We start from the raw sequence: 20,862 nt of genomic DNA, 5'->3' as shown, positions 1-20,862 counted from the left end.
TCAGGGACCGCGATCGCTTGGTCGATGTGTCCTGGCGAAGCGCTCAATGCGCACCCTCGCGGTTCGCTCGCGAGAGGCCGGGAACCCCGGCCGGATGAGCGAACCGCGAGGTGCTGCGGCGTCAGGTCGACGGCGGTGTGTCGGGCTTGCCGTCGCCATCAACGTCGTAGGTGTCGGGCTCCTCAGGGTGCTTTCGCAGGTGAACCAGCGACGCTGCTAGCGCCCCCCAGACGAGTCCCAGGGCGATGATCATCATGATTACGGCACTCGGGTCCATCACGCCTCCTTCCCGGGGAGCTCAGCGCTCTCCTCGTGATCCAACGGTGCGTCGACGACACCCGGACGCCAGGGGATTAGCGTCAGGATGACGGCGATGACGATGAGCGCAATCGCAGAACCCCAACCGAAGATGGCGACGTACCCGGACGGCATCGGCGGGTCACCGTACCCATCCTGAATCCGGCTGACGATCTCGGAGACGAACATGAAGCCGAGGATGATCGGTGTCACCAGACCGACCATCACTTTCCAGATCATGCCGACCTTGAACGAGGACACCTCGTTGAGGTGGTCGCCGAGAGTACGCAGTTTGCGCAGCCCCCAGGCGAGAGTGAGCACAGAGACCAACCCGGCGCCCACAATGCCGAAGTTGTTCGCGAACGCATCGACCACGTCGAGCAGATTCAAGCCGGTGGTGGTGGGGAACAGCACGATCGAGATGATCGCCATCAGGCCTCCGAAGCCGAAGACCGCAGCGTTCCGGCTGACTCCGAACTTGTCCTCGACGGCGGTCAGCACCACCTCGACGATGCTGACCAATGAGGTGATACCGGCGAGTACCAGAGCCAGGAAGAACAGCATCCCGAAGATGGCACCACCGGGCATCGTGGACAGCATGGTGGGGAAGGCGATGAAAGCCAGCCCGATGCCAGCACCGGCCACCTCGCTCACTCCCACACCGGCTGCCTGCGCCATGAATCCGAGCGTGGCGAACACGGCGACGCCGGCCAGCAACTCGAATCCGGAGTTGGAGAAGGCAACCGTCAGGCCGGATCCGGTGAGGTTCGTCTTCCTCTTCAGGTGGGCGGCGTAGGTGATCATGATGCCGAACCCGATGGAGAGGGAGAAGAAGATCTGGCCATACGCCGCCACCCACACGTTGGAATCGGTCAGCGCCGACCAATCCGGAGTGAAGAGGGCGTTCAGTCCGTCGAACGCACCGGGCAACGTCAGCGACCAGATCATCAGGAGCAGGAAGATGCCGACCAGCACCGGGATGAAGATCATCGAGATCCGTGCGATACCACCCTGGATGCCTCGCCAGTGCACCAGGAGGGCGAACACCCAGACCAGCACCAGCGGGATCGCGACGCCCGGCACCATATTGACCCCGACCTCGAACGCGGCGTCGCCCTCAGCCTGCTGCAGGAAGTCCCCCACCAGGAACCCAGCGGCGTCATCGCCCCAGGCCTGAGTCGCGGAGAACCCCACGTATCGAACCGCCCAGGCAATGATCACCGCGTAGTAGACGGCGATCACGAACGAGATGCCGACCTGCCACCAGCCGATCGCCTCAGCGCCGCCACCGAGCCTTCGCCAGCTCAGCGGCGCCGAGCCACGGTATTTGTGCCCGATCGCGTAGTACATGAACAGCAACGGCACACCCGCCGTGAGCAGCGCCACCAGGTACGGGAGGATGAACGCACCGCCACCGCCGTCGTAGGCCACGTAGGGGAACCGCCAGATGTTCCCGAGTCCCACTGCGGACCCGATGGCGGCGAAGATGAAGGCTCGCCGCCCTTTGAACTGTTGTCTCTCGCTCATGCTCAGCCCCTCATCCGGCGTCTCTCACCCGGGTCGTCGCTGGTGTGATGTGCCCCACACCGTACCGACAACGCGCCCTGAAGGCACGCGAATCCGCTCAGTTTGTCACCACGACTTTTCCGAAGCCCTTCCCGGATGCGAGGCGATCGAACGCGGCCCGTACGCCGGTGTCGTCAGCGAACTGGTACTCAGAGTCGATCACCGGCCGCACTCCGGTCGCCTCGACCATCGCCACCAGCTCAGCGAGCTGGGCGGCAGTACCCATGGTGCTGCCCACGATCCGCAGGCTGCGAAAGAAGACCCGGTTCAGGTCGGCCGACGGCGCCGGACCGCTCGTGGCTCCTGCGACCACGACCACACCGCCGGGCCGTAGTGAGCGCAGCGAGTGCTGCCAGGTGGCCTCCCCCACGGTCTCGATGACCACATCCACCGGTGCGATCCGGGTCCCGGTCGGCACCACCTCCTGCGCACCGAGTGCGCGGGCACGCTCCAGCTTGGACTCGCTGCGGGAGGTGACCACGACGTGGGCGCCGGCCGCGCGCGCCAGCTGGGCGGCCGCCGTCGCCACCCCTCCTCCGGCTCCCTGCACAAGTACCCGCTGCCCGGGGCGCACCTGCGCCTCGTGCACCACCATCCGGAAGGCGGTGAGGTACGCCGTCGGCAGGCACGCGGCCTCAGCCATGGAAAGCGAGCGCGGCACCGGCAGGACATTGCGAGCCGGGACCCAGACCCGGTCGGCGAGCGTACCCGGATGCAGCTCCGAGAGCAGCGTGCGGCGAGGGTCCAGGGTCTCCTCCCCCAGCCAGTCCGGCGCGTTGATGACGGCGTGCACGAGTACCCGCCGGCCGTCGGGGTCTACACCGACAGCATCAGTGCCGAGGATCATCGGCAGTTGCTCGCTGCGTAACCCCACCCCGCGGAGGCTCCACAGGTCGTGGTGGTTCAACGCGGCAGCCTGCACCTGGACCGGGATCCACCCCGGCGGCTGCGAGGTTTCGGGCAGTTCGCCCACCTCAAGTCCGCTCAGCGGGTCAGCAGCGTCCTGGCTGGCGGCGTAGACGGCGCGCATCCGGCCAGACTACGAGGCATTGACCGGCGCCGCGCTCCGAGCGCTGCTGCAGATGTGGGATCATAGGCGACGGCCCTGACCACCCAGCACGAAGGAGCTGCGATGAGCAAGCGCGGACGCAAGCGCAAGGCACGCCGTCACGGCGCCGCCAACCACGGCAAGCGCCCTAACTCCTGAATCCTCAGGAACTCTGACGCAGACAGCGCCGGGCCCACCATGAGGTGGTCCCGGCGCTGTCGTTCGCCCTCGCGCGCGGGGTCGCTCAGCCGCGGCGACTCTCCCGCAGCAGCGTGAGCTGAGTACGCACCCGCATCCGCAATTCGTCGGGAGCCACCTCCACGCAGGACTTGCGCAGGATCACTCGTACTTCCTGCTCACGGCTGACGGCCTCCAGGCACGTGGTGCATTCGGAGATATGGGCGCGCAGCCGATCGAGCTCCAGCTCGGTCATCTCCGCATCGATGTACTCGTACAGGTGCTCGAGCGCCTCTTCACAATGACATTCGTGCCCGGGTTCGGTGTTCATGTACGCACTTCCTTGTCAGCGCCGACCTTCATCCCGAGCGAGCGGGCGTGCTCGGCAAGCAGCTCGCGCAACTGGGCGCGACCGCGATGCAACCGGGACATCACCGTGCCAATCGGAGTGTCCATGATCTCGGCGATCTCCTTGTAGGCGAAGCCCTCCACATCGGCCAGGTAGACGGCGAGGCGGAAGTCCTCGCCGAGCTGGGCGAGGGCGTCCTTGACCTCCGAGCTACCCAACGCGTCCAGAGCCTCGGTCTCCGCCGAACGCAGGCCCGTCGAGGTGTGCGATGCGGCCCGGTGGATCTGCCAGTCCTCCACCTGATCCGCATCGGACTGCAGCGGCGTGCGCTGCTTCTTCCGGTACGTGTTGATGAACGTGTTGGTGAGGATCCGATACAGCCATGCCTTCAGATTCGTGCCCGGCTTGTACTGCGCGAACGCGGCGAACGCCTTCGCGAAGGTTTCCTGCACGAGATCCTCGGCGTCGGCCGGATTGCGGGTCATCCGCAGCGCCGCACCATAGAGCTGGTCGAGGTACGGCATCGCGTCGTCCTCGAATCGCCGTTCCCGCTCGGCCGCGGTCTCGGCCTGCGGTGCGCGCTCGCTGAAGTCAGTCATCACCTGTGAGCCTAGTGGGCGCGCGCTGCGGCGCATCACCGCGCGATCGCGACCGGACCGACCCGGGCCGCCCGAGGACGGCGCGAGGGCACGGCCGTCCGCTCGAGAGGACGGTCGTCGCGACAGGGAGCCCGCGGGAAAGGTCGTTGCACTCACGACTGGCCCAACGCCGTCGGCGCCTCGGACATTCCTGTCCGGTTGCTCATTGACGCCCATCCAGCGGTGGTCGTGAACCGACATCCGGACGATCGGCTCGCACCAACGCGCAATCTGCGGTAGCAATGAGGCATGGATCCTGTGCGTGCTCTAGCCCGACCTCTGCTCGCGTCCGTCTTCGTGGTGGACGGTATCGACGCCATCCGGCACGCGGATGAACACGTCGCCCTCCTCGAACCGTGGGAACCGCTCCTGGACAAGGTCTCCGAGAAGGTGCCCTGGCTGCCGAAGAAGCGCGCCACGATGGTGCGCTTGATGGGCGGGGTGAGCGTGGGCGCCGGTGTGCTGCTCGCCACAGGGAAGGCGCCGCGCCTGGCCGCGGGCACATTGGCCGTGGTGGCCTTCAAGCGGACAATCATCCGCTACCCATTCTGGAGCGCCAAGGGTGAGGACCGTCGCGAGAAGCTCAATGGCTTCATGCGCAGTGGTGCCGTCATGGCCGGGCTGATCTTCGCCGCACAGGATCGCCAGGGCAAGCCGTCGATGGCGTGGCAGGTGCAGAACTGGCGCGAGCACCGCACCGATCTCTCCGACGTCAAGTCCGATCTCGAGGACCAACTGCGGATCGCCAAGGCCGAGATCAAGGCCGGTAAGGCGGAGCTGAAGTCGGGGATTCGCGCCGTGCAGGCGAAAATTTCCTGACGGCGCCCGCTCGCACGAGCCGCTCACCCGAGGCGGTCTGCGGAGACCTCCAGGTAGCAGGTGCCGCACCGCGCCTCGTAGGCGAGCCGTTGATCGTCGATAGCCACCTGGTCGCCGTCCAGCACCACCTGGCCGCCGACCGTTCGGGTGGTCAGGACCGCCTTGCGTCCGCACCGGCAGATGGTCTTCAGCTCTTCCAGCGAGTGCGCGAGCTCCAGGAGACGCGCTGATCCGACGAACGCTCGGGTACGGAAATCGGTACGGATACCGTAGGCGAGCACGGGGACCCCATCGACCACAGCGATGCGGAACAGGTCTTCGACCTGGTGGCCTGTGAAGAACTGCGCCTCGTCCACCAGCAGGCACGCCACTGGCGGCACATCGATATCCAGGGTGCCCGGTTCGCGGCCCGCGGCGTGCGCAGCGAACAACTCACGCACCGAAGCATCCGGGGGAACTAGGAAGTCCACCTGCCGGGTGAGGCCGAGCCGGGAGATGATCTGCCCGTCGCCCTTGGTGTCCACCGCAGGCTTCGCCAGCAGCACCCGCTGGCCACGCTCCTCATAGTTGAACGCCGCCTGCAGGAGGCTGGTGGACTTGCCGGAGTTCATCGCCCCGTATCGGAAGTAAAGCTTGGCCACACGCTGTCCTTTCGCCGCGGAACACTGTAAGCGAGCCAGCGTCGCCAGTTGTTCGCCCGGCAGATACTGGACCCCACCGCTGGTGGGCCGACAGCTGGTGGGCCGGCACGGGATGAGCGGCGCGGAGCGACGCCGTAGGCTGGAGCCCGTGGCGACTCCTCCTGCACTCAGTGACTCCGTGGACGTCTGGTCCGCGCCGACGCCCGACCGCCCGCTCGACGCGACGGTCGTCGTTCCCGGATCGAAATCTCTGACGAACCGCGCGCTGCCGCTGGCAGCCCTCGCCGCCGAACCCACTACGATCCGCGGCGCGCTCCGCTCCAGGGACGCTGACCTGATGATCGGTGCGTTGCGTAGCCTCGGCACACAGATCGCCAGCACTGACGACGGCGCAACGCTGGAGGTGTTCCCTGGGCCGCTGCGCGGGGGTGTCGACATCGACTGCGGGCTCGCGGGGACGGTGATGCGTTTCCTCCCGCCGTTGGCTGCGCTGGCCGACGGGCCCGTACGCCTCGACGGCGACCCGGGCGCCCGCGTGCGGCCGATGGGCCCGGTGTTGCGTGGGATCGCCGCGCTCGGTGTGCGGGTGAGTGCCGGTGATGACCTCGCACAGGCTGACCCGAGCGATACACCGCAGTACCTGCCCGTCACGGTGCACGGCACGGGCGGAGTCCGCGGCGGCGAAGTCGACGTGGACGCCTCCACCTCGTCCCAGTTCGTGTCCGGTCTGCTGCTCGCAGCGCCGCGGTTCGAACTCGGGCTGACGTTGCATCACATCGGTGAGGTGCTGCCCAGCCAGCCGCACATCGACATGACGATCGCGGTGCTGCGCGAGCGTGGGGTGGACGTGGACGATGTGGCACCCGGGAAGTGGCGGGTGGAGCCAGGCGAGATCGCCGGTGGCGATGTGGTGATCGAGCCGGACCTGTCCAACGCCGCACCGTTCCTCGGCGCGGCACTGGCTGTGGGCGGCACTGTGCGGGTGCCCTTCTGGCCCACCCTGACCACCCAGCCCGGCGGGCTGCTCCCGGATATCCTCACTCGGCTGGGGGCCGCAGTGGAGCTGTCCGACGGCGTCCTGACCGTCCGCGGGACCGGCACCGTGACGCCGGTGGACCTCGACCTGACCGCAGCCGGCGAGCTCGCCCCGACGATCGCTGCCCTCCTGGCCCTGGCTCCTGGTGAGTCCCGGCTGCGCGGGATCGCGCACCTGCGCGGGCATGAGACCGATCGACTCGCAGCGCTGGTCAGCGAGATCACCAGGCTCGGCGGATACGCCGAGGAACTCGACGATGGGCTGCTGATCCGCGGCGGCGATCTGCACGGGGCGCAGGTGCAGACCTACCACGACCATCGAATGGCTACCTTCGCCGCCATGATCGGCTTGGCGGTGCCAGGTGTGGGCGTGGTGGACGTGGGCACCACGGCCAAGACGCTGCCCAACTTCACCGGCATGTGGCACTCGATGCTCGGCGGCGGCGCGCGCTGATGGCCCGGCGCGAGGCGTACTCCGAGGCCGATGTCCGGATTCGCCCGAATCGGCGTGGGTCGCGGCCACGGACGAAACAGCGGCCCGAACACGCCGACGCGAAACCAGGGTTCGTCACCGCGGTCGACCGTGGGCGCTACCAGGTGCTCACCGACACCGGCACCTCGATCGTGGCAATCAAGGCCCGTGAACTGGGGCGCGGGGCCGTGGTGGTGGGAGACCGGGTGGATCTCGTGGGGGATGTCTCCGGCTCCGAAGGGACGCTCGCGCGCGTGGTACGGGTGCAGGATCGGCAGACGTTGCTGCGACGATCAGCCGATGATACCGACCCCACTGAGCGTGGAATCGTCGCCAACGCCGACCAGCTCGTGATCGTCACGGCACTGGCAGATCCAGAGCCGCGCCCTCGGATGGTCGACCGGTTCCTCGTGGCCGCATTCGATGCCGGGATGGGGGTGCTGCTGGTACTCACCAAGGCTGATCTGGTGACCGAGTCCTATGCGGATGACTTCGCGCGCCGTTACGCAGCCTTGGACGTGCGGTCGGTGGCGACCCGCCACGAGCGGGACAGCGCCGCTTGGGTCGAGGCGGTGGCCGAACACCTGACAGGGCGGGTCTCGGTCCTGGTGGGGCACTCCGGCGTCGGGAAATCTACGCTGGTGAATGCCCTGGTGCCGGATGCGGATCGGGCGACCGGCGATGTGAACGTGGTGACCGGCCGGGGACGCCACACCAGTTCATCCGCGGTCGCTCTGCCGTTGCCAGCCGGTGGGTGGATCATCGACACCCCGGGCGTTCGGTCCTTCGGGCTCGCCCATGTCGATCCCGACCAGTTCGTGGCAGCATTCGCCGACCTCGCCGCGGTGGCAGCGGAGTGTCCGCGGGGCTGTACGCACACCGGCGACGCCCCGGACTGTGCCCTCGATCCGTGGGCGGAACACGGCTCCGATACCGACCGCGCCCGCCTGGACTCGTTTCGCCGGCTACTCACCAGCCGCCAGGCCACCGACTGACCCTCCGCACGCGCTCCCCTCCCGCCCTGGCCCGCACCCACCCGTCCTGGGCCTGCACCCACCCGTCCTGGGCCTGCACCCACCCGTCCTGGCCCGCTCCCACCCGTCCTGGGCCGCTCCCACCCGTCATGGGCCCAATATTCGACCCTTTCTCGGGTTTCACCCCGAATTTCGGACCCGCCGAGCTGCACCTGTGGATAGCGAGCGCGCCGATGTACCGAGACCAGGGACTCTGGCGTCATGAGACGTCAACCATTGCCTCCTGTTCTCGCAGGTCGCGCCTTCCGGGTCCGCGAGGCGCGCGGGCTCGGGATGGGGCAGAGCCGTCTCTACGACACGACGATGAGCCGCCCCACTCATGGCGTTCGTGCGGCGGAAGCGCCCGCCACGGTCCCCGATCTGGCCCGCGCTACCGCCGTTGGCCTTCCTGATGACGTCACCTTCTCAGGACTGACCGCTGCGACGATCCACAGGCTGCGACTCCCCCGCAGCCCGTCGGTGGACGACAACCTTGAGGTGATGCGGGACACGACGAAGGCACGGATCCGCCGCGCGGGTTGCGTCCATCACAAAGGCCTCGAACATCGACGTGTGACCGTCGTCAACGGACTCCGGGTCACCGACTTGGTCGACACGTGGTGCGATCTGGCCGCTCGGATGAGCATCGAGGACCTCGTGGTCGTCGGCGACTCGGTCGCCAACCGGTTCGGCTCGGTCGAACCGCTCCTCGAGGGCCTGAGACGTCCACGCATCCGGTACGCGGATAGATTGCACCGGGCGGCGCGCTGGATCCGGGTTGGGTCACGGTCGCACATGGAGTCCCGCGTACGTTTGGCGATCGTGTGGTCCGGCCTTCCCGAACCGGAGTTGAATGTGGCCCTCGACGACGACGTGGGCGGCTGGATCGGCGACGGGGACCTGGTCTGGAAGAGCAAGCGCGTCGTCGTCGAGTATCAGGGCAAGGAGCACTTCACTCCGTCGCGCGGCCCGATGGACATCGCTCGACGGGAATGGGCAGAAGCCAACCGGTGGACATACATCGAGATCGTCGCCGACGACTACTACAAGCCCGCTCGGCGATTCGACTTCCTCGCGAAACTGGCTCGATCACTTGACCAACCAGTCGATGCCGACGCGTCATGGCGGCAACGCTGACCCTCGCGGCGAGCTAGGCGAGCTAGAAGGGCCCGAAAATCACGGTGAGACCCGAGAATGGGCCGAAAGTTGGGCCCAGGAGGTTGAGGGGGTGCGGGTGGGACGGGGCGGGAACTGATGGGTGCAGAAACGGAGGGACCCGTGGGACGAGGCGCCTGGGGACCCGAGGGGGCCGTACGCAGAGGCGCAGGGCCAGACAGGTCAGCGGCGGTGTGACAGTGCGCCGAGCACGTCGCGCTGCATGCGGGAGATCAGGTCGATCTGGATGCCCTTCGGACATGCCGCCGTGCACTCGCCGATCTGCGTGCAACCACCGAAACCCTCGTGGTCGTGCTGAGCCAGCATGTCCAGCGCACGGGAATCCCGCTCCGGCTGCCCCTGCGGAAGCAGGCCGAGGTGGGCGACCTTCGCGGCCATGAACAACGAGGCCGACCCATTCGGGCACGCGGCCACACAGGCACCACAGCCGATGCACGTGGCGGCGTCGAATGCGGCGTCTGCGTCAGCCTTGGCCACCGGGGCCGCGTGTGCGTCCGGAGCGGTGCCGGTGGGGGCGCTGATGTAGCCGCCCGCCTGGATGATCCGGTCGAACGAGGACCGGTCCACGATCAGGTCCTTAATTACCGTGAACGGCTGCGCGCGCCACGGTTCGACGTCGATCACGTCTCCGTCGGAGAAGCTGCGCATGTGCAGCTGACAGGTGGTGACCATGTCGTTCGGACCGTGCGCGAGCCCATTGATGACGAGTCCGCACATCCCGCAGATGCCCTCGCGGCAGTCGCTGTCGAACGCGATCGGGTCGTCCCCGGCCACGGTGAGCTGTTCGTTGAGGACGTCCAGCATCTCCAGGAACGACATGTCCGGGGAGACGTCGGCCACCTGATAGGTCTGCATCGCGCCAGACGTCTCGGAGTTCTTCTGTCGCCAGATGCGAAGGGTGATGTTCACTTGTAGCTCCGCTGCTTCATCTCGATCTCGGTGTAGACCAGGTCCTCCTTGTGCAGAACCGGCGCACCGCCGTCCCCACCGAACTCCCAGGCCGCGACGTAGGCGAAATTCTCATCGTCTCGCAACGCCTCACCTTCGTCGGTCTGGTGCTCGGCCCGGAAATGTCCGCCGCAGGATTCCTCGCGGTGCAGGGCGTCGATGCACATCAGTTCGCCGAGTTCGATGAAGTCGGCGACCCGGCCGGCCCGCTCGAGCGTCTGATTGAGTTCCTCGTTGACGCCGGTGACCTTCACATCCCGCCAGAACTCCTCACGGAGCTCGCGGATCAGCCCGATCGCCTTAGTCAGCCCTTCCTTGCTGCGCTCCATCCCGCAGTACTCCCACATGATGTGGCCGAGCTCGCGGTGGAAGGAGTCGACGGTGCGGGACCCGTCGATCGAGAGGAATGTCTCGATTCGCTGGCGCACGGCGTCGGCGGTGGCCACGACCTCCGGGTGGTCGTCGCCCACGTCGCCCGAGGGCCCGTCGGCGAGGTAGTTGCTCAGCATCGGGGGCAAGACGAAGTATCCGTCCGCGAGGCCCTGCATCAGCGCGCTCGCACCGAGCCGGTTCGCGCCGTGATCGGAGAAGTTCGCCTCCCCGATCACAAAGAGGCCCGGGATGGAGCTCTGCAGGTCGTAGTCGACCCAGAGGCCGCCCATCGTGTAGTGCACCGCCGGGTAGATCCGCATCGGGACCTCATACGGGTTCTCGCCGGTGATCTGGGCGTACATGTCGAAGAGGTTGCCGTACTTGGCTTCCACGGTCTTGCGACCCATTCGCTCGATCGCGTCGGCGAAGTCCAGGTACACCCCGCGCCCGCCGGGTCCGACTCCGCGCCCCTCGTCGCACACCTGCTTGGCGGCGCGCGAGGCGACGTCACGAGGAACCAAGTTCCCGAAGGCTGGGTAGCGGCGCTCCAGGTAGTAGTCGCGTTCAGATTCGGGAATCTCACGCGGGTCTCGCTTGTCCGTGCCGTCCTTGGGCACCCAGATCCGACCGTCGTTGCGCAGCGACTCGCTCATCAGGGTCAGTTTGGACTGGTGGTCGCCGGAGACGGGGATGCAGGTGGGGTGAATCTGCGTGTAGCAGGGGTTCCCGAAGTAGGCGCCCTTACGGTGCGCGCGCCACGCGGCGGTGACATTGCAGCCCATCGCATTGGTGGACAGGAAGAACACGTTCCCGTACCCACCGGTGCCGAGCACGACGGCGTCGGCCGTGTGGGTCTCGATCTCACCGGAAACCATGTCCCGGACGATGATGCCCCGGGCCCGGCCGTCCACGATCACCACGTCGAGCATCTCGTGGCGGGTGTACATCTCCACGGTGCCCAGCCCGATCTGGCGCTCCAGTGCTTGATAGGCACCGAGGAGCAACTGCTGACCGGTCTGCCCGCGGGCGTAGAAGGTGCGGGAGACCTGCACACCACCAAAAGAGCGGTTGTCCAGCAGGCCGCCGTACTCGCGGGCGAACGGCACCCCCTGGGCCACGCACTGGTCGATGATCTCCACGCTCGTCTGCGCGAGGCGATAGACGTTCGACTCGCGGGATCGGTAGTCGCCGCCCTTGACCGTGTCGTAGAACAGGCGGTGGATGCTGTCACCGTCGTTGCGGTAGTTCTTCGCCGCATTGATCCCACCCTGCGCGGCGATCGAGTGCGCCCGGCGCGGGGAGTCCTGATAGCAGAAGTTCTTCACGTGGTAGCCGGCCTCACCGAGGGTGGCGGCGGCGGCGCCACCGGCAAGACCGGTGCCCACGATGATCACGGACCGCTTGCGGCGGTTCGCGGGGTTGACCAGCTTCGCCTCGAAGCGGCGCTGGTCCCACTTCTGACTCATCGGCACATCAGGTGCCTTGGTATCGGCGATCGGTGCGCCGTCAACATAGAAGGGCTGGGACGTGACGCTCACTTAGCCGACCAATCCGAAGAAGATTCCGAACGGCGGGAGGAGGAAACCCACCGTGATGACTACAGCGACAACCGTCGCCAGAAGATTGAGCTGACGGCGCCGCCGCTGGCTCGTGTTCGCTCCGAGACTGGCCAGGCCGGCCCAGATTCCGTGGCGCAGATGGAAGCCGACGGCGAGCAGCGCGACCGTGTAGCTCAGCACCACCCACCAGATCTCAAAGCCGTTCACGACTCGCTCGTACGGGCTGTCCGAGGCACCACCGGGCGCGACGTTGTTCCACGTGAAGTGCATGAGGTGGTAGACCGTGAACAGGATGATCACGACACCGCCCCAGCGCATGGTGAACGAGGCGTAGCCCCGTTGGCTGCCGCGCTTGGCCTGTGTGCTGGCATACCGGCTTCCGCCCTTACCGCCGGTCGCGGCTCGTGCGCGACGCCAGAGCGTCACCGCCGAGAAGATGTGGACGCCGATCGCCGCCAGGAGCCCGATGCGAATGAGCCACAGCGCACCCGCGTAGGGCAGCATGGGCTCACCGAGTTCGCGCAGATGGTGGGCGTATTCGTCGAACGCCTCCTGGCCGGCGAAGACCTTCAGGTTCCCGTACATGTGGGCCAGCAAGAAGCCCACCAGCACGAGACCACTGATCGCCATCGCGACCTTCAGGACGACGGTCGAGCGCCACACCGGGGTTCGGGGGGACGAGGTCACCGTTCGCATTGCCACGAGCCCTAACTTAACGCCTCTGGAGGGTTCTCCGCGCACGCAGGAGGCGCCGTGACAACACCGAGATACGAACGATTACCGTCACGAAAACTACGAGCGGGCTACTCAGGTGAGGTCGACCACTGCCAAGTGCCAGCGACCCAAGTTGGCGGTGAACAGCTCCCACCCGCGAAAGGCGACGTTCGTGGGATGGCAGAGCAGATGTGCGGTGGGATCGGCGACCAGCACGCTCACCGCACCGGTTGCCGGGTCCACCCGGAGCACCTGGGACGGCTCGTAGCAACCCACGTACAACAGCCCGTCCGGGCCGAGCGTGACGCCGTCGGGCAGTACCCCCGGCATCTTGGCGACCACCTCCACGGGGCCAGGGCCGCCGTCGGGCAGAATCGGAATCCGCACCACACGGGCAGCGAACGTCTCGACGACGTAGACGCACGTCTCATCCTCCGACACCGCCAGGCCGTTGGCGAAGTTCAGCGGCTCGTCGAACCACAGCCCACCGGCCCACGGCTCCCCCGGTGCAGCCTGGACAAACCGGTACACCCCACCTCCCGGCTCACCCTGCACATTCGAGTCGGTCACGTACAGCGCCCCCGACGGCGCCGCCCGCACCATATTCGGCGTGACGAATGGACGCGCTCCCCCACGGGTGACCTGCTCCAATCCGGTCGAGGGTGCGTACCGATACACCGCTCGGTGGCCAAGATCACACAGGTACACCGGGTGCTCAAGGTCGTTCGCGTCGATGTCCACGCCGAGTACGAACCCACCGGTGGACGCCACCACTTCACGAGAGCCGCCGTCAGGTGCCACCCGGTACAGCTGGCCCCGCTCTCCGCCGCACCACAGACTGCCGTCCGGGTGCACGGCCACCCCCTCGGGGTGGTCCAAGCGCGGCTCGGTCAGTGTGCCGTCGTGGAAGACGCGAACGGTAGCCATCGACGTTCCTCGCTCAGCCGTGCTCGACCGCGCCGGCAGGGCCGATCCGGCGCACCTCACCGTCGGGTGCGAACGTCGTGGCCTCAATCGTGGTGCTGCGGGTGGCACCACCGGCCAGGCGCACCAGGTTCGCGCCGCGAGCCTTGGCATGGGCGATCCCGTGCCCGGGAATCGTGGACGCCGGCTCGATCGCGGTGACGTACACCTCGCCCCACCAGGGCGCACCGGCGCTGGCACGCAGCTCCTGCCAGTACCACGCGTGCGGGAACAGGTCCGCATCCCACCGCAGCCCGACCCCGAGGTCGATTTCCGGGTTCACCATCGCGTACCACCCGTCGCTGGCAAAGTCGCCGAGGTAGGCGAGGGTCGCGCGCGGGCGCTCCGGGATGCGGGAGAAGTCGGCCGGTTCCTGGCCCGCGCGAGGCGCGGGGTGCGGCCATTCCGCCGTAGCGGAAGGTTCCAGATCGGTACCGGCATCCTTGGCGTCGGCGGTGATGGTGGCCGCGCTGGTGTAGATCCGGGTGGCGGGTCCGATCAGCGGCGCACCGAATGCCGGGTGATGGGACCACATGATCTCGATCGGGTCCGGGCTGGTGTTCGTGACCGACTCCTCGATACTGAGCACCGCTCCCCTGACGGCGACCCGTCGTTCGATCTGCAAAGGCGCCCTGGTCAGGCGGGTGCGCAGCCTCGCGTGGACGGCCCCGTCCGCCTCGACTCCAGAATCGAAGAGCTGCCACGGAATCCGGGACGCCTCGCCATGCCAACCCCAGGTCAGGCCACCAGGCGCCTCGCTTGCGTCACCCCCATTGGGGCACAGCAGCTGCCAGCCGCCGCTGAATCGCTCGAGCCACTCCGCCTCGTCCTCGGCGTTCCAGCGGCCCGTCCCGGCCGGGGGCATCGCCCATGGGGTCTTCCACAACACGTCCACCCCGGTCCGCCGATCCACCAGGGCATGCACGTCGCAGCCCTGCTGCGGGATCAACGTCACTTCCAGCTCCGCACTGCTCAGCCGGAGCCCCGTCCAGCCCTTGCCGAGATCCACCTCGCTCACCTGTGCCTGCGTCATGAGGGTGTGTCGTCCTTCTGGTCGTCGGTAGAGCGGACCACCTGGCCGCCTGTGATGTCATAACACTGGCCGCCCACCCGCAGACCGCGCAACGTCGCATCCGGGTCGAGCCGGCCGACCCACCCGTCGGCGGTGACGGTACCGTCGAGGCCCACGTCCACGCCGAAGATCCCGCTGATCACCAGCTCCACGAACGACCCTGCCGAGGAGCAGGACCAGTCGATCAGGTACGGGAACTGTGGCGGGGTCTTGCGCGCTCCCCCGTTCACCGGCTGCGCGGCCTCCTCCACGAAGTGCGCCTGCCCGGGCGGTCCCTGGTTGGCCGTCCGCGCCAGACCGGGCAGCCACTCCGCGACCACCTCGGGGTGCCCGAGCGCGATCGCGGCCCGCGCCGAGTCCGGCGGCCAGGCCGGGTAGGCCCCATTCCACTGGTGGTCGGCACGCAGCGAGTACCCGGCATCGGGATCATGGGCGGAGAGCGCCCGCATCCACGACGGCGTCCGTAGTTCGGAGTCGAAGAAGCGCACCATCTCCTCGCGCACCTCGACCGGGAGGTCCTCGGCGATGGTGGTGCCGACGGTGGCGAAGTCGTAGCAGTGCTTGGTGGGGACCAGGGTGCCGTCGGGCTGGCGGGCATAGAAGTGGCCCGCCCCCGGGATGTAGAGCTCCCGGACGAGCCTCACCAGCTCCTCGGCCTCGGCGCGCAGGTCCGCGGCCTCACTCGCCTCACCGTCCAGCTCGGCGAACCGGGCCGCGATGCGCAGGCACCACACGTTCGCCGCGTTCAGACTCGCCACTTCGTGCACGTAGGAGGAGACACACTCGAGCAGATTGTCGATCTCGCCATAGTCGGCCAGCCCGCTTTCCGACCGCAGGCTGTGCCAGTGCCGCGCCCAGGCACGCAGGTGCTCGCGCAGCGGACGCGTGACGCCGTCGGGGGTGGTGAGCTCCTCGGCGAGGAACGCCCAGTCGCCGGTGAAGGCGATGTAGTCGCGCACCAGGCGGGTCATCGCGTAGTGATTCACCGAGTACCAGTAGCCGACCGGCCCGCCGGTGAGCCATTCCGTGCCGAAGTGCTGGGTGATGTCCAGGCCCACCCAGTGAGCGATCTGCCGGCGCATCACCGCCGGTTCGAGTTGGGCATGCACGTGCGAAGAGAGGGCGTAATCCCAGATGAAGGTGGTGGTCTGCCAGTACCGCGGCATCAGGGTGTCGTAGGTGCGCCCGTGCACCGAGGCCGGGTTGTCCCGGCGGAACCAGAGCACCCCGACGGCGCCCCACCAGTAGAGCGTGCGCAGGTTCGTGTCGCTGGTGTCCAGCACCGGCAGGCTGCCGGCGAACTCTGGGTCGTCGGGGTCGAACAGGGCGGCCAACGAGCGGTTCCACGTCTCCTCACTGGCGGCCACTGCGGTCGGGGCCACACCGCCGATCCGGTCCGCTGCTGCCGTCGCTTCCTCGGCCGAGCCGGCCACGGCGTGCAGATACGTCCATGTGCAGGTCTCCCCCGCACCGACCTCGACCTCGGCCTCGACCACGCGCGCAGAACCGGGCAGCGCTGTAGCCCCGGCCGGTGGGTGCAGGTCCTGGACGGACCAGGCGCGCTGGTCGGTCCCGGTCACCCGGATCCCCTCGCGGGTCAGGGTGTTCTCTGCCTGCGGGGGCTCGGCGGCCAGCCACGCCTGCGGCGACCGGGTCACCGTGGACGTCAACCACACGCCGAGGCGCAGGGTGCGCGGCCCTTCGGTGTTGGTGACGCTCAGGCGTACCAGGACGCCGGGTTCTCCGGGCGGGCACACCGTCTCCGTGCGCAGGTCCCACCCGTCGATGGTGGTGCGCCGGTCCACCCGGTCCGGCCGCCACCGGGTGTGCACGGGCTGGCCGTAGGAGCGGGCCAGCCGCCCTCCGAGGTAGAGCTGGCCGGAGATCGAATCGCCCTGGGAGACCGGTGGCACGTTCAGGCTCCGGACGGCGAGCACGTCGTGATCGACCTGAGCTGTCGCCCAGTGGTTCGTCAGACCGGGCGGGTTGACCATGTCGTCGAAGGCATCGGTCACCTCGTCCGAGGCGAGGTCGGCGCAGGTCGGGATGAGGGGGTTCATCGGTTCTCGCATCTCTCAGGTCAGGGTGTCGGTGAGCCAGTCGGCCAGGTGCGCATCGTCGTCGGGCCCGCCGGCCTCGTGGCCGTTCCACGGCCACACCCGCACCTGTTCAGGGCGTCGCGGCATGGCGTTGATGGCACCGAAGATTCCCGACGGCGGACAGGTCACGTCGGTCAGTCCCACCGAGATCCAGGTGGGGCAGGCGATCTGGGGTGCCAGGTGCGAGACGTCCACGTGATCGAGCACGGCGAGGACGTTCTCGGCCTGGGTCCGGTGCACCGCGAGGTATCCGGCCAGCTCGCCGTACGGCGGGGCATCGGTCAGCTCGACGGCCCGGGCGATCCCGCACAGGAACGGTGCGCGGGCCGCCGTCGCGGCCACGCCTGAGTGCAGCGCCGCGGCCGCCAGGGCGAGCGCGCCACCCTGGCTGTGCCCGACGGTGGCCACTCGCCGAGGATCCGCACCCGGCAGGTGCCCGACGGCGTCCACGGCACGGACGACGTCGGTGATCAGCCGCCGGTAGTACAGGTGGTCGGGGTGGTCCACACCCCGGGTGAGCATCCCGGGTCCGGCCGGACCGGAGCCATGGGGATCAGGTGTGGCACCGGCGTTCCAGATGCTTCCCTGCCCGCGACTGTCCACCACAAGCTGGGCGAAGCCGTGCGAGGCCCAATGCAGGCGTTCATGCACGCGGCCCCTGCCACCGCCATAGCCGAGCAGTTCGATCACCACGGGCAGCTCGGACGTGGCGCCGCGCGGCAGGAGCCACCACGCCTTGATCTCATCTCCGCCAAAACCTGGGAAGGTCACGTCGTAGGCGTCCACGGTGACGAGCCCGGTCTCGGCCGGGACGCAACGCACCCCAGATGTCGCGGCGCCGCGGGCCTCGTCGAGGGTGCGCTCCCAGTACGCGGCCAGTCCCGATGGCACGGGGCGGGGGTTGCGATAGGTGCGTAGCTCCTCCAGCGGGAGGTCGAACCGGGGCATCAGCGCCGCCGTCGGGCGTATTCGGCCGCGAGCGGCTCCGGCAACCTGCCGTCGGTGTGGTCCGCGAACGACGTATTCGGAAGCAGCGGGTACCAGTCCGGCCGGCCGGGATCGCGGTCATAGGGGTAGCCGCCCAGCTCGCGGTACAGCTCGGCGTACTCGGCCACCTTGTCGCGGTCCAGCCGCACTCCGAGGCCGGGTTCGGTGGGCACGGCCATCTTCCCGTCCACATAGGGGCGCAGGCCGCCTTCGACAACGTCATCGGTGAGGTGGTGGTAGTGCGCGTCGGCAGCGAAGGTCAGATTCGGAAGGGCAGCACCCAGATGCAACATCGTGGCCAACTGGATGCCCAGCTCACCGGAGGAATGCACCGCCACCCCGAGCGAGAAGGCTTCGCAGATGGCACCGGCCTTCAGGCACTGCCGGATCCCGCCCCAGAAGGTGGTGTCGAGCAAGATCACGTCGGCGGCCGGGTGCAGCACGTTCGCTGCGAGCTGCTCGGCATTGACCACCACCGTGTTCGTGGCCAGCGGGATCGGGGTGTTCTCCCGTACCCGGCGCATCCCGGTCATCGAGTAGACCGGATCCTCCAGGTAGTCGTTCGGGAGATCCTCGATGGCGCGGGCGAACCGGATCGATTCCTCCACGCTGAGCGCACCGTTCGGGTCGTAGCGCAACCGGTCGGTCGGCCCCATCGCCTCGGCGAGCGCCTCGTAGCACTCCAGCTCGTGGTCGGTGGCGAAGACCCCGCCCTTGAGTTTGTGCACGCGGAATCCGTACGCGTCCTTCAGGTGGCGCGCCTCGGCAACGAGGTCATCAGCGGTACGGATCTCACCGGTCCCGTCCGGGCCCGCGTAGCGGTAGAACAGGTAGGAGGCGAACTCCACCTCATCGCGCACCTTCCCGCCGAGCAGCGCATGCACCGGTAGGCCGACGTGCTGACCGACCAGGTCCAGACAGGCGAACTCGACCGCGGCGAGCAGTTGCGTGCGGTTGTTGTACAGGCTCGCGGTGGGGTTGGCGATCATGAACCGCAGCGCCTCGGTGTTCGCCGGGTCGTGCCCCACTAGGTAGGGGGTGAGTGCGTGCACAGCCGCCTCGGCGCCCTGACCTCCCCCGCCGAGCTCTCCGAGCCCGATCAGGCCGTTACTGGCCTCCACCTCCACGATGGTGCGCACGAAGCGGCCCCAGTGGGCGCCGTTGGAGTGCCGCAGCGGCGCCTCCAGCGGCACGGTCACCGTGGTGGCCCGGATCGCCGCAATACTCAGTCCGCTGGTGCTCACTGCCCACTCCCCTCGTTCGGCAGCGCGACGGCGTTGCCCGCCGTGAGTCCGCCGTCCACCTTCAGGTCTGCTCCCGTCACAAAGGAGGCACGCTCACTCAACAGGTAGCCGATCACATCGGCGACCTCGTCGGTGCTGGCCACCCGGCCCAACGGATGGGAACGTCCCCATTCGGCCACGACGGTGTCCACAGCTGCGGGATCTGGTGGTCCGTCGCCGCCGATGTGCAGGCCGGCCGCCCAGCGCAGCATCGGGGTGTCCACGGAGCCGGGGCAGACGGCGTTCACCCGGATCCTCTCGCCCGCGTGGTCCACCGCCATCGCACGGGTCAGGGAGAGAAGCGCGCCCTTGGTGGCGGCATAGGCGGCGACTCCTCGCTGGGCCACATAGGCCTGCACTGAGGAAACGAGCACGATGCTGCCGCCCCGGCCGGTCGCGCGGATCAGCGGAATCGTGAAATGAGCGGCCAGGAACGCACCGCGCACGTTGACGCCCATCACTTTGTCGTAGGTGGCCATATCGGTGCCGTCGACTGTGCCGTACGTCTGGACTCCCGCGGCACAGACCAGCGACCCGAGACCGACCCCGGCCCGCGCTGCGTCGTCGGCGATCATGGCGAACGCAGCCTCCACGGCGGATTCGTCCGCCACGTCCGCAGGGACCGCCACCACCTGCTCAGGTGCCTCGTTGACCAACGCGCGCAGACCGTCAGCGTCCACGTCGATGGCGTACACGCGCCGGTCCTGCGCCACCTGCTGGCGCACGGCACCGGCACCGATACCGGCTGCGGCTCCGGTGACCACCACGGCCTGGTGCGGTCCGCCGTCGGACGTTGATTCGGACACGAATACCTCCTAGAACTGGCCGAGCGAAAGGCCACGGGTGAACACCCGTTGGGTGGCGAGGAACAGCACCACTGTGGGCAGTGAGACCAGCAGACCACCCGCGAGCACCGTGGACATGGCCGAACCGCCGTAGGTGCTCTGCAACGCCGACAGTGCCGTGACGATCGGGCGCACCTCAGCGGACTGGGTGAGGGTGAGGCCGAGCAGCAGATCGTTCCAGATGAAGGTCGCCTGCAGGATGAAGACCGCGATGAGCGCCGGCATCGCCATCGGGATGTAGATCTGGGCGAAGATGCGCCGCGTGGATGCTCCGTCCACCACAGCCGCCTCGAACACCTGGTGAGCGATCCCGGTGAAGAAGTTGCGCAGCACGAACGCCGAGAACGGCACCGCGATCACGGTGTACACCAGGATCATCCCGAGCCTGGTGTTGAACAACCCCGTCTCGGCATATCCCACGAACAGCGGCATCAGGATCATCTGCAGCGGGAAGATCGAACTGGCGAAGATCACCACGAACCAGGCGAACCCATGCCGCAGCCGCAGCGCGACGATGGAGAACCCGGCCGCTGCGCCAACCACCACCGCGATCAACGGCGAGACGAGTGCGTAGACCGCGGTGGAGAGCAGACCACCGGAGAGCTTCCCGCGATCCCATGCCTCGCCCAGGTTGGCCCAGAGGCCGGTCACCGTGCCGGGTTCCCAGAGACCGTAGTCGCCGAACTCGGCAGGCAGTTTGGAAGCGTTCGCGAGCAGCAGGTACACCGGCACCAGCCAGAGCAGGCCTAGTGCGCCAAGCACGATGCGTCGGATGAGCATGTCCACCTC

The 20,862-nt window shown here is 67.9% G+C and carries 21 protein-coding genes; 5 read left to right on the top strand and 16 right to left on the bottom strand.

Annotated elements, in window-relative coordinates; all coding sequences use genetic code 11:
- Nucleotides 1-121: 121 nt before the first annotated feature.
- The 3 genes from LQF10_RS05880 to LQF10_RS05870 form a co-directional block, all read right to left on the bottom strand.
- Nucleotides 122-277, bottom strand: coding sequence for a methionine/alanine import family NSS transporter small subunit (locus tag LQF10_RS05880; protein ID WP_231066553.1), 156 nt, complete (start codon nucleotides 275-277; stop codon nucleotides 122-124).
- A complete protein-coding gene (locus tag LQF10_RS05875; RefSeq protein WP_231066552.1) occupies nucleotides 277-1,824 on the bottom strand; it encodes a sodium-dependent transporter in 1,548 nt (515 codons plus the stop codon). Before LQF10_RS05875 ends, LQF10_RS05880 begins: the two co-directional genes overlap by 1 nt.
- Nucleotides 1,825-1,921: 97 nt before the next feature.
- Nucleotides 1,922-2,893, bottom strand: coding sequence for a zinc-binding dehydrogenase (locus tag LQF10_RS05870; RefSeq protein ID WP_231066551.1), 972 nt, complete (start codon nucleotides 2,891-2,893; stop codon nucleotides 1,922-1,924).
- Nucleotides 2,894-2,995: 102 nt separating this feature from the next.
- Between LQF10_RS05870 and LQF10_RS19525 the strand changes: the two genes are divergently transcribed.
- A complete protein-coding gene (locus LQF10_RS19525) occupies nucleotides 2,996-3,070 on the top strand; it encodes a 50S ribosomal protein bL37 (protein WP_420853348.1) in 75 nt (24 codons plus the stop codon).
- A gap of 85 nt (nucleotides 3,071-3,155) precedes the next feature.
- Here the strand turns inward: LQF10_RS19525 and rsrA are convergent, their stop codons facing one another.
- Nucleotides 3,156-3,419, bottom strand: coding sequence for a mycothiol system anti-sigma-R factor (gene rsrA, locus LQF10_RS05865; protein ID WP_231066550.1), 264 nt, complete (start codon nucleotides 3,417-3,419; stop codon nucleotides 3,156-3,158).
- The gene (locus tag LQF10_RS05860; RefSeq protein WP_435531444.1) at nucleotides 3,416-4,252 is read right to left on the bottom strand and encodes a sigma-70 family RNA polymerase sigma factor; all 837 of its coding nucleotides are present in this window, start codon (nucleotides 4,250-4,252) and stop codon (nucleotides 3,416-3,418) included. The genes rsrA and LQF10_RS05860 overlap by 4 nt, the downstream gene beginning before the upstream one ends.
- Nucleotides 4,253-4,324: 72 nt before the next feature.
- On the opposite strand from LQF10_RS05860, the gene LQF10_RS05855 reads away from it, so the two are divergent.
- Nucleotides 4,325-4,894, top strand: a complete 570-nt coding sequence (locus LQF10_RS05855; RefSeq protein WP_231066548.1) for a DoxX family protein — start codon at nucleotides 4,325-4,327, stop codon at nucleotides 4,892-4,894.
- A 23-nt stretch (nucleotides 4,895-4,917) separates the two neighbouring features.
- Here the strand turns inward: LQF10_RS05855 and LQF10_RS05850 are convergent, their stop codons facing one another.
- The gene (locus tag LQF10_RS05850; protein ID WP_231066547.1) at nucleotides 4,918-5,535 is read right to left on the bottom strand and encodes a thymidine kinase; all 618 of its coding nucleotides are present in this window, start codon (nucleotides 5,533-5,535) and stop codon (nucleotides 4,918-4,920) included.
- Nucleotides 5,536-5,683: 148 nt separating this feature from the next.
- On the opposite strand from LQF10_RS05850, the gene aroA reads away from it, so the two are divergent.
- From aroA to LQF10_RS05835, 3 genes are all read left to right on the top strand, one after another.
- Nucleotides 5,684-7,024 carry a 3-phosphoshikimate 1-carboxyvinyltransferase gene (aroA, locus tag LQF10_RS05845; protein ID WP_231066546.1) on the top strand — a complete coding sequence of 447 codons (1,341 nt, stop codon included), beginning with the start codon at nucleotides 5,684-5,686 and terminating at the stop codon, nucleotides 7,022-7,024.
- Nucleotides 7,024-8,037, top strand: a complete 1,014-nt coding sequence (gene rsgA / locus LQF10_RS05840; protein ID WP_231066545.1) for a ribosome small subunit-dependent GTPase A — start codon at nucleotides 7,024-7,026, stop codon at nucleotides 8,035-8,037. The genes aroA and rsgA overlap by 1 nt, the downstream gene beginning before the upstream one ends.
- Nucleotides 8,038-8,277: 240 nt before the next feature.
- Complete coding sequence (locus LQF10_RS05835; protein ID WP_231066544.1) at nucleotides 8,278-9,192, top strand: hypothetical protein; 915 nt, start codon at nucleotides 8,278-8,280, stop codon at nucleotides 9,190-9,192.
- Nucleotides 9,193-9,393: 201 nt separating this feature from the next.
- On the opposite strand, the gene LQF10_RS05830 is transcribed toward LQF10_RS05835, so the two are convergent.
- From LQF10_RS05830 to LQF10_RS05785, 10 genes are all read right to left on the bottom strand, one after another.
- Complete coding sequence (locus LQF10_RS05830; protein ID WP_231066543.1) at nucleotides 9,394-10,140, bottom strand: succinate dehydrogenase/fumarate reductase iron-sulfur subunit; 747 nt, start codon at nucleotides 10,138-10,140, stop codon at nucleotides 9,394-9,396.
- Nucleotides 10,137-12,089, bottom strand: coding sequence for a fumarate reductase/succinate dehydrogenase flavoprotein subunit (locus LQF10_RS05825; RefSeq protein WP_231066542.1), 1,953 nt, complete (start codon nucleotides 12,087-12,089; stop codon nucleotides 10,137-10,139). Before LQF10_RS05825 ends, LQF10_RS05830 begins: the two co-directional genes overlap by 4 nt.
- Nucleotides 12,090-12,806: a succinate dehydrogenase cytochrome b subunit gene (locus LQF10_RS05820; protein ID WP_231067258.1), complete on the bottom strand. Its 717-nt coding sequence runs from the start codon at nucleotides 12,804-12,806 to the stop codon at nucleotides 12,090-12,092. It lies immediately after the preceding gene.
- A gap of 111 nt (nucleotides 12,807-12,917) precedes the next feature.
- On the bottom strand, nucleotides 12,918-13,751 hold the full coding sequence (locus LQF10_RS05815) for an SMP-30/gluconolactonase/LRE family protein (RefSeq protein ID WP_231066541.1): 834 nt from the start codon (nucleotides 13,749-13,751) through the stop codon (nucleotides 12,918-12,920).
- 13 nt (nucleotides 13,752-13,764) lie between these two features.
- Nucleotides 13,765-14,820, bottom strand: coding sequence for an aldose 1-epimerase (locus LQF10_RS05810; RefSeq protein WP_231066540.1), 1,056 nt, complete (start codon nucleotides 14,818-14,820; stop codon nucleotides 13,765-13,767).
- The gene (locus LQF10_RS05805; protein WP_231066539.1) at nucleotides 14,817-16,919 is read right to left on the bottom strand and encodes a glucosidase family protein; all 2,103 of its coding nucleotides are present in this window, start codon (nucleotides 16,917-16,919) and stop codon (nucleotides 14,817-14,819) included. Before LQF10_RS05805 ends, LQF10_RS05810 begins: the two co-directional genes overlap by 4 nt.
- Before the next feature lie 15 nt (nucleotides 16,920-16,934).
- Complete coding sequence (locus LQF10_RS05800) at nucleotides 16,935-17,906, bottom strand: acetylxylan esterase (protein WP_231066538.1); 972 nt, start codon at nucleotides 17,904-17,906, stop codon at nucleotides 16,935-16,937.
- Nucleotides 17,906-19,189 carry an enolase C-terminal domain-like protein gene (locus LQF10_RS05795; RefSeq protein WP_231066537.1) on the bottom strand — a complete coding sequence of 428 codons (1,284 nt, stop codon included), beginning with the start codon at nucleotides 19,187-19,189 and terminating at the stop codon, nucleotides 17,906-17,908. The genes LQF10_RS05800 and LQF10_RS05795 overlap by 1 nt, the downstream gene beginning before the upstream one ends.
- The gene (locus LQF10_RS05790) at nucleotides 19,186-20,034 is read right to left on the bottom strand and encodes an SDR family oxidoreductase (protein ID WP_231066536.1); all 849 of its coding nucleotides are present in this window, start codon (nucleotides 20,032-20,034) and stop codon (nucleotides 19,186-19,188) included. Before LQF10_RS05790 ends, LQF10_RS05795 begins: the two co-directional genes overlap by 4 nt.
- A 9-nt stretch (nucleotides 20,035-20,043) precedes the next feature.
- Nucleotides 20,044-20,853, bottom strand: a complete 810-nt coding sequence (locus tag LQF10_RS05785; protein ID WP_231066535.1) for a carbohydrate ABC transporter permease — start codon at nucleotides 20,851-20,853, stop codon at nucleotides 20,044-20,046.
- Nucleotides 20,854-20,862: the final 9 nt, after the last annotated feature.

Origin of the sequence: Ruania halotolerans (genome assembly GCF_021049285.1) — a bacterium.
Classification (GTDB): Bacteria; Actinomycetota; Actinomycetes; order Actinomycetales; family Beutenbergiaceae; genus Ruania; species Ruania halotolerans.
The sequence above is the reverse complement of the archived record's forward strand: the minus strand, read 5'-3'. Positions and strand labels throughout refer to the sequence as shown.

What these genes read in the sequence shown, in the direction of transcription:
- LQF10_RS05805 (WP_231066539.1), bottom strand. Translation starts at nt 16,919, where the DNA reads ATGAACCCCCTCATCCCGACCTGCGCCGACCTCGCCTCGGACGAGGTG.
- LQF10_RS05860 (WP_435531444.1), bottom strand. Translation starts at nt 4,252, where the DNA reads ATGGGCGTCAATGAGCAACCGGACAGGAATGTCCGAGGCGCCGACGGC.
- rsgA (WP_231066545.1), top strand. Translation starts at nt 7,024, where the DNA reads ATGGCCCGGCGCGAGGCGTACTCCGAGGCCGATGTCCGGATTCGCCCG.
- LQF10_RS05855 (WP_231066548.1), top strand. Translation starts at nt 4,325, where the DNA reads ATGGATCCTGTGCGTGCTCTAGCCCGACCTCTGCTCGCGTCCGTCTTC.
- LQF10_RS05880 (WP_231066553.1), bottom strand. Translation starts at nt 277, where the DNA reads ATGGACCCGAGTGCCGTAATCATGATGATCATCGCCCTGGGACTCGTC.
- LQF10_RS05810 (WP_231066540.1), bottom strand. Translation starts at nt 14,820, where the DNA reads ATGACGCAGGCACAGGTGAGCGAGGTGGATCTCGGCAAGGGCTGGACG.
- LQF10_RS05820 (WP_231067258.1), bottom strand. Translation starts at nt 12,806, where the DNA reads ATGCGAACGGTGACCTCGTCCCCCCGAACCCCGGTGTGGCGCTCGACC.
- LQF10_RS05785 (WP_231066535.1), bottom strand. Translation starts at nt 20,853, where the DNA reads ATGCTCATCCGACGCATCGTGCTTGGCGCACTAGGCCTGCTCTGGCTG.
- LQF10_RS05815 (WP_231066541.1), bottom strand. Translation starts at nt 13,751, where the DNA reads ATGGCTACCGTTCGCGTCTTCCACGACGGCACACTGACCGAGCCGCGC.
- LQF10_RS05800 (WP_231066538.1), bottom strand. Translation starts at nt 17,906, where the DNA reads ATGCCCCGGTTCGACCTCCCGCTGGAGGAGCTACGCACCTATCGCAAC.
- LQF10_RS05875 (WP_231066552.1), bottom strand. Translation starts at nt 1,824, where the DNA reads ATGAGCGAGAGACAACAGTTCAAAGGGCGGCGAGCCTTCATCTTCGCC.
- rsrA (WP_231066550.1), bottom strand. Translation starts at nt 3,419, where the DNA reads ATGAACACCGAACCCGGGCACGAATGTCATTGTGAAGAGGCGCTCGAG.
- LQF10_RS05870 (WP_231066551.1), bottom strand. Translation starts at nt 2,893, where the DNA reads ATGCGCGCCGTCTACGCCGCCAGCCAGGACGCTGCTGACCCGCTGAGC.
- LQF10_RS05835 (WP_231066544.1), top strand. Translation starts at nt 8,278, where the DNA reads ATGAGACGTCAACCATTGCCTCCTGTTCTCGCAGGTCGCGCCTTCCGG.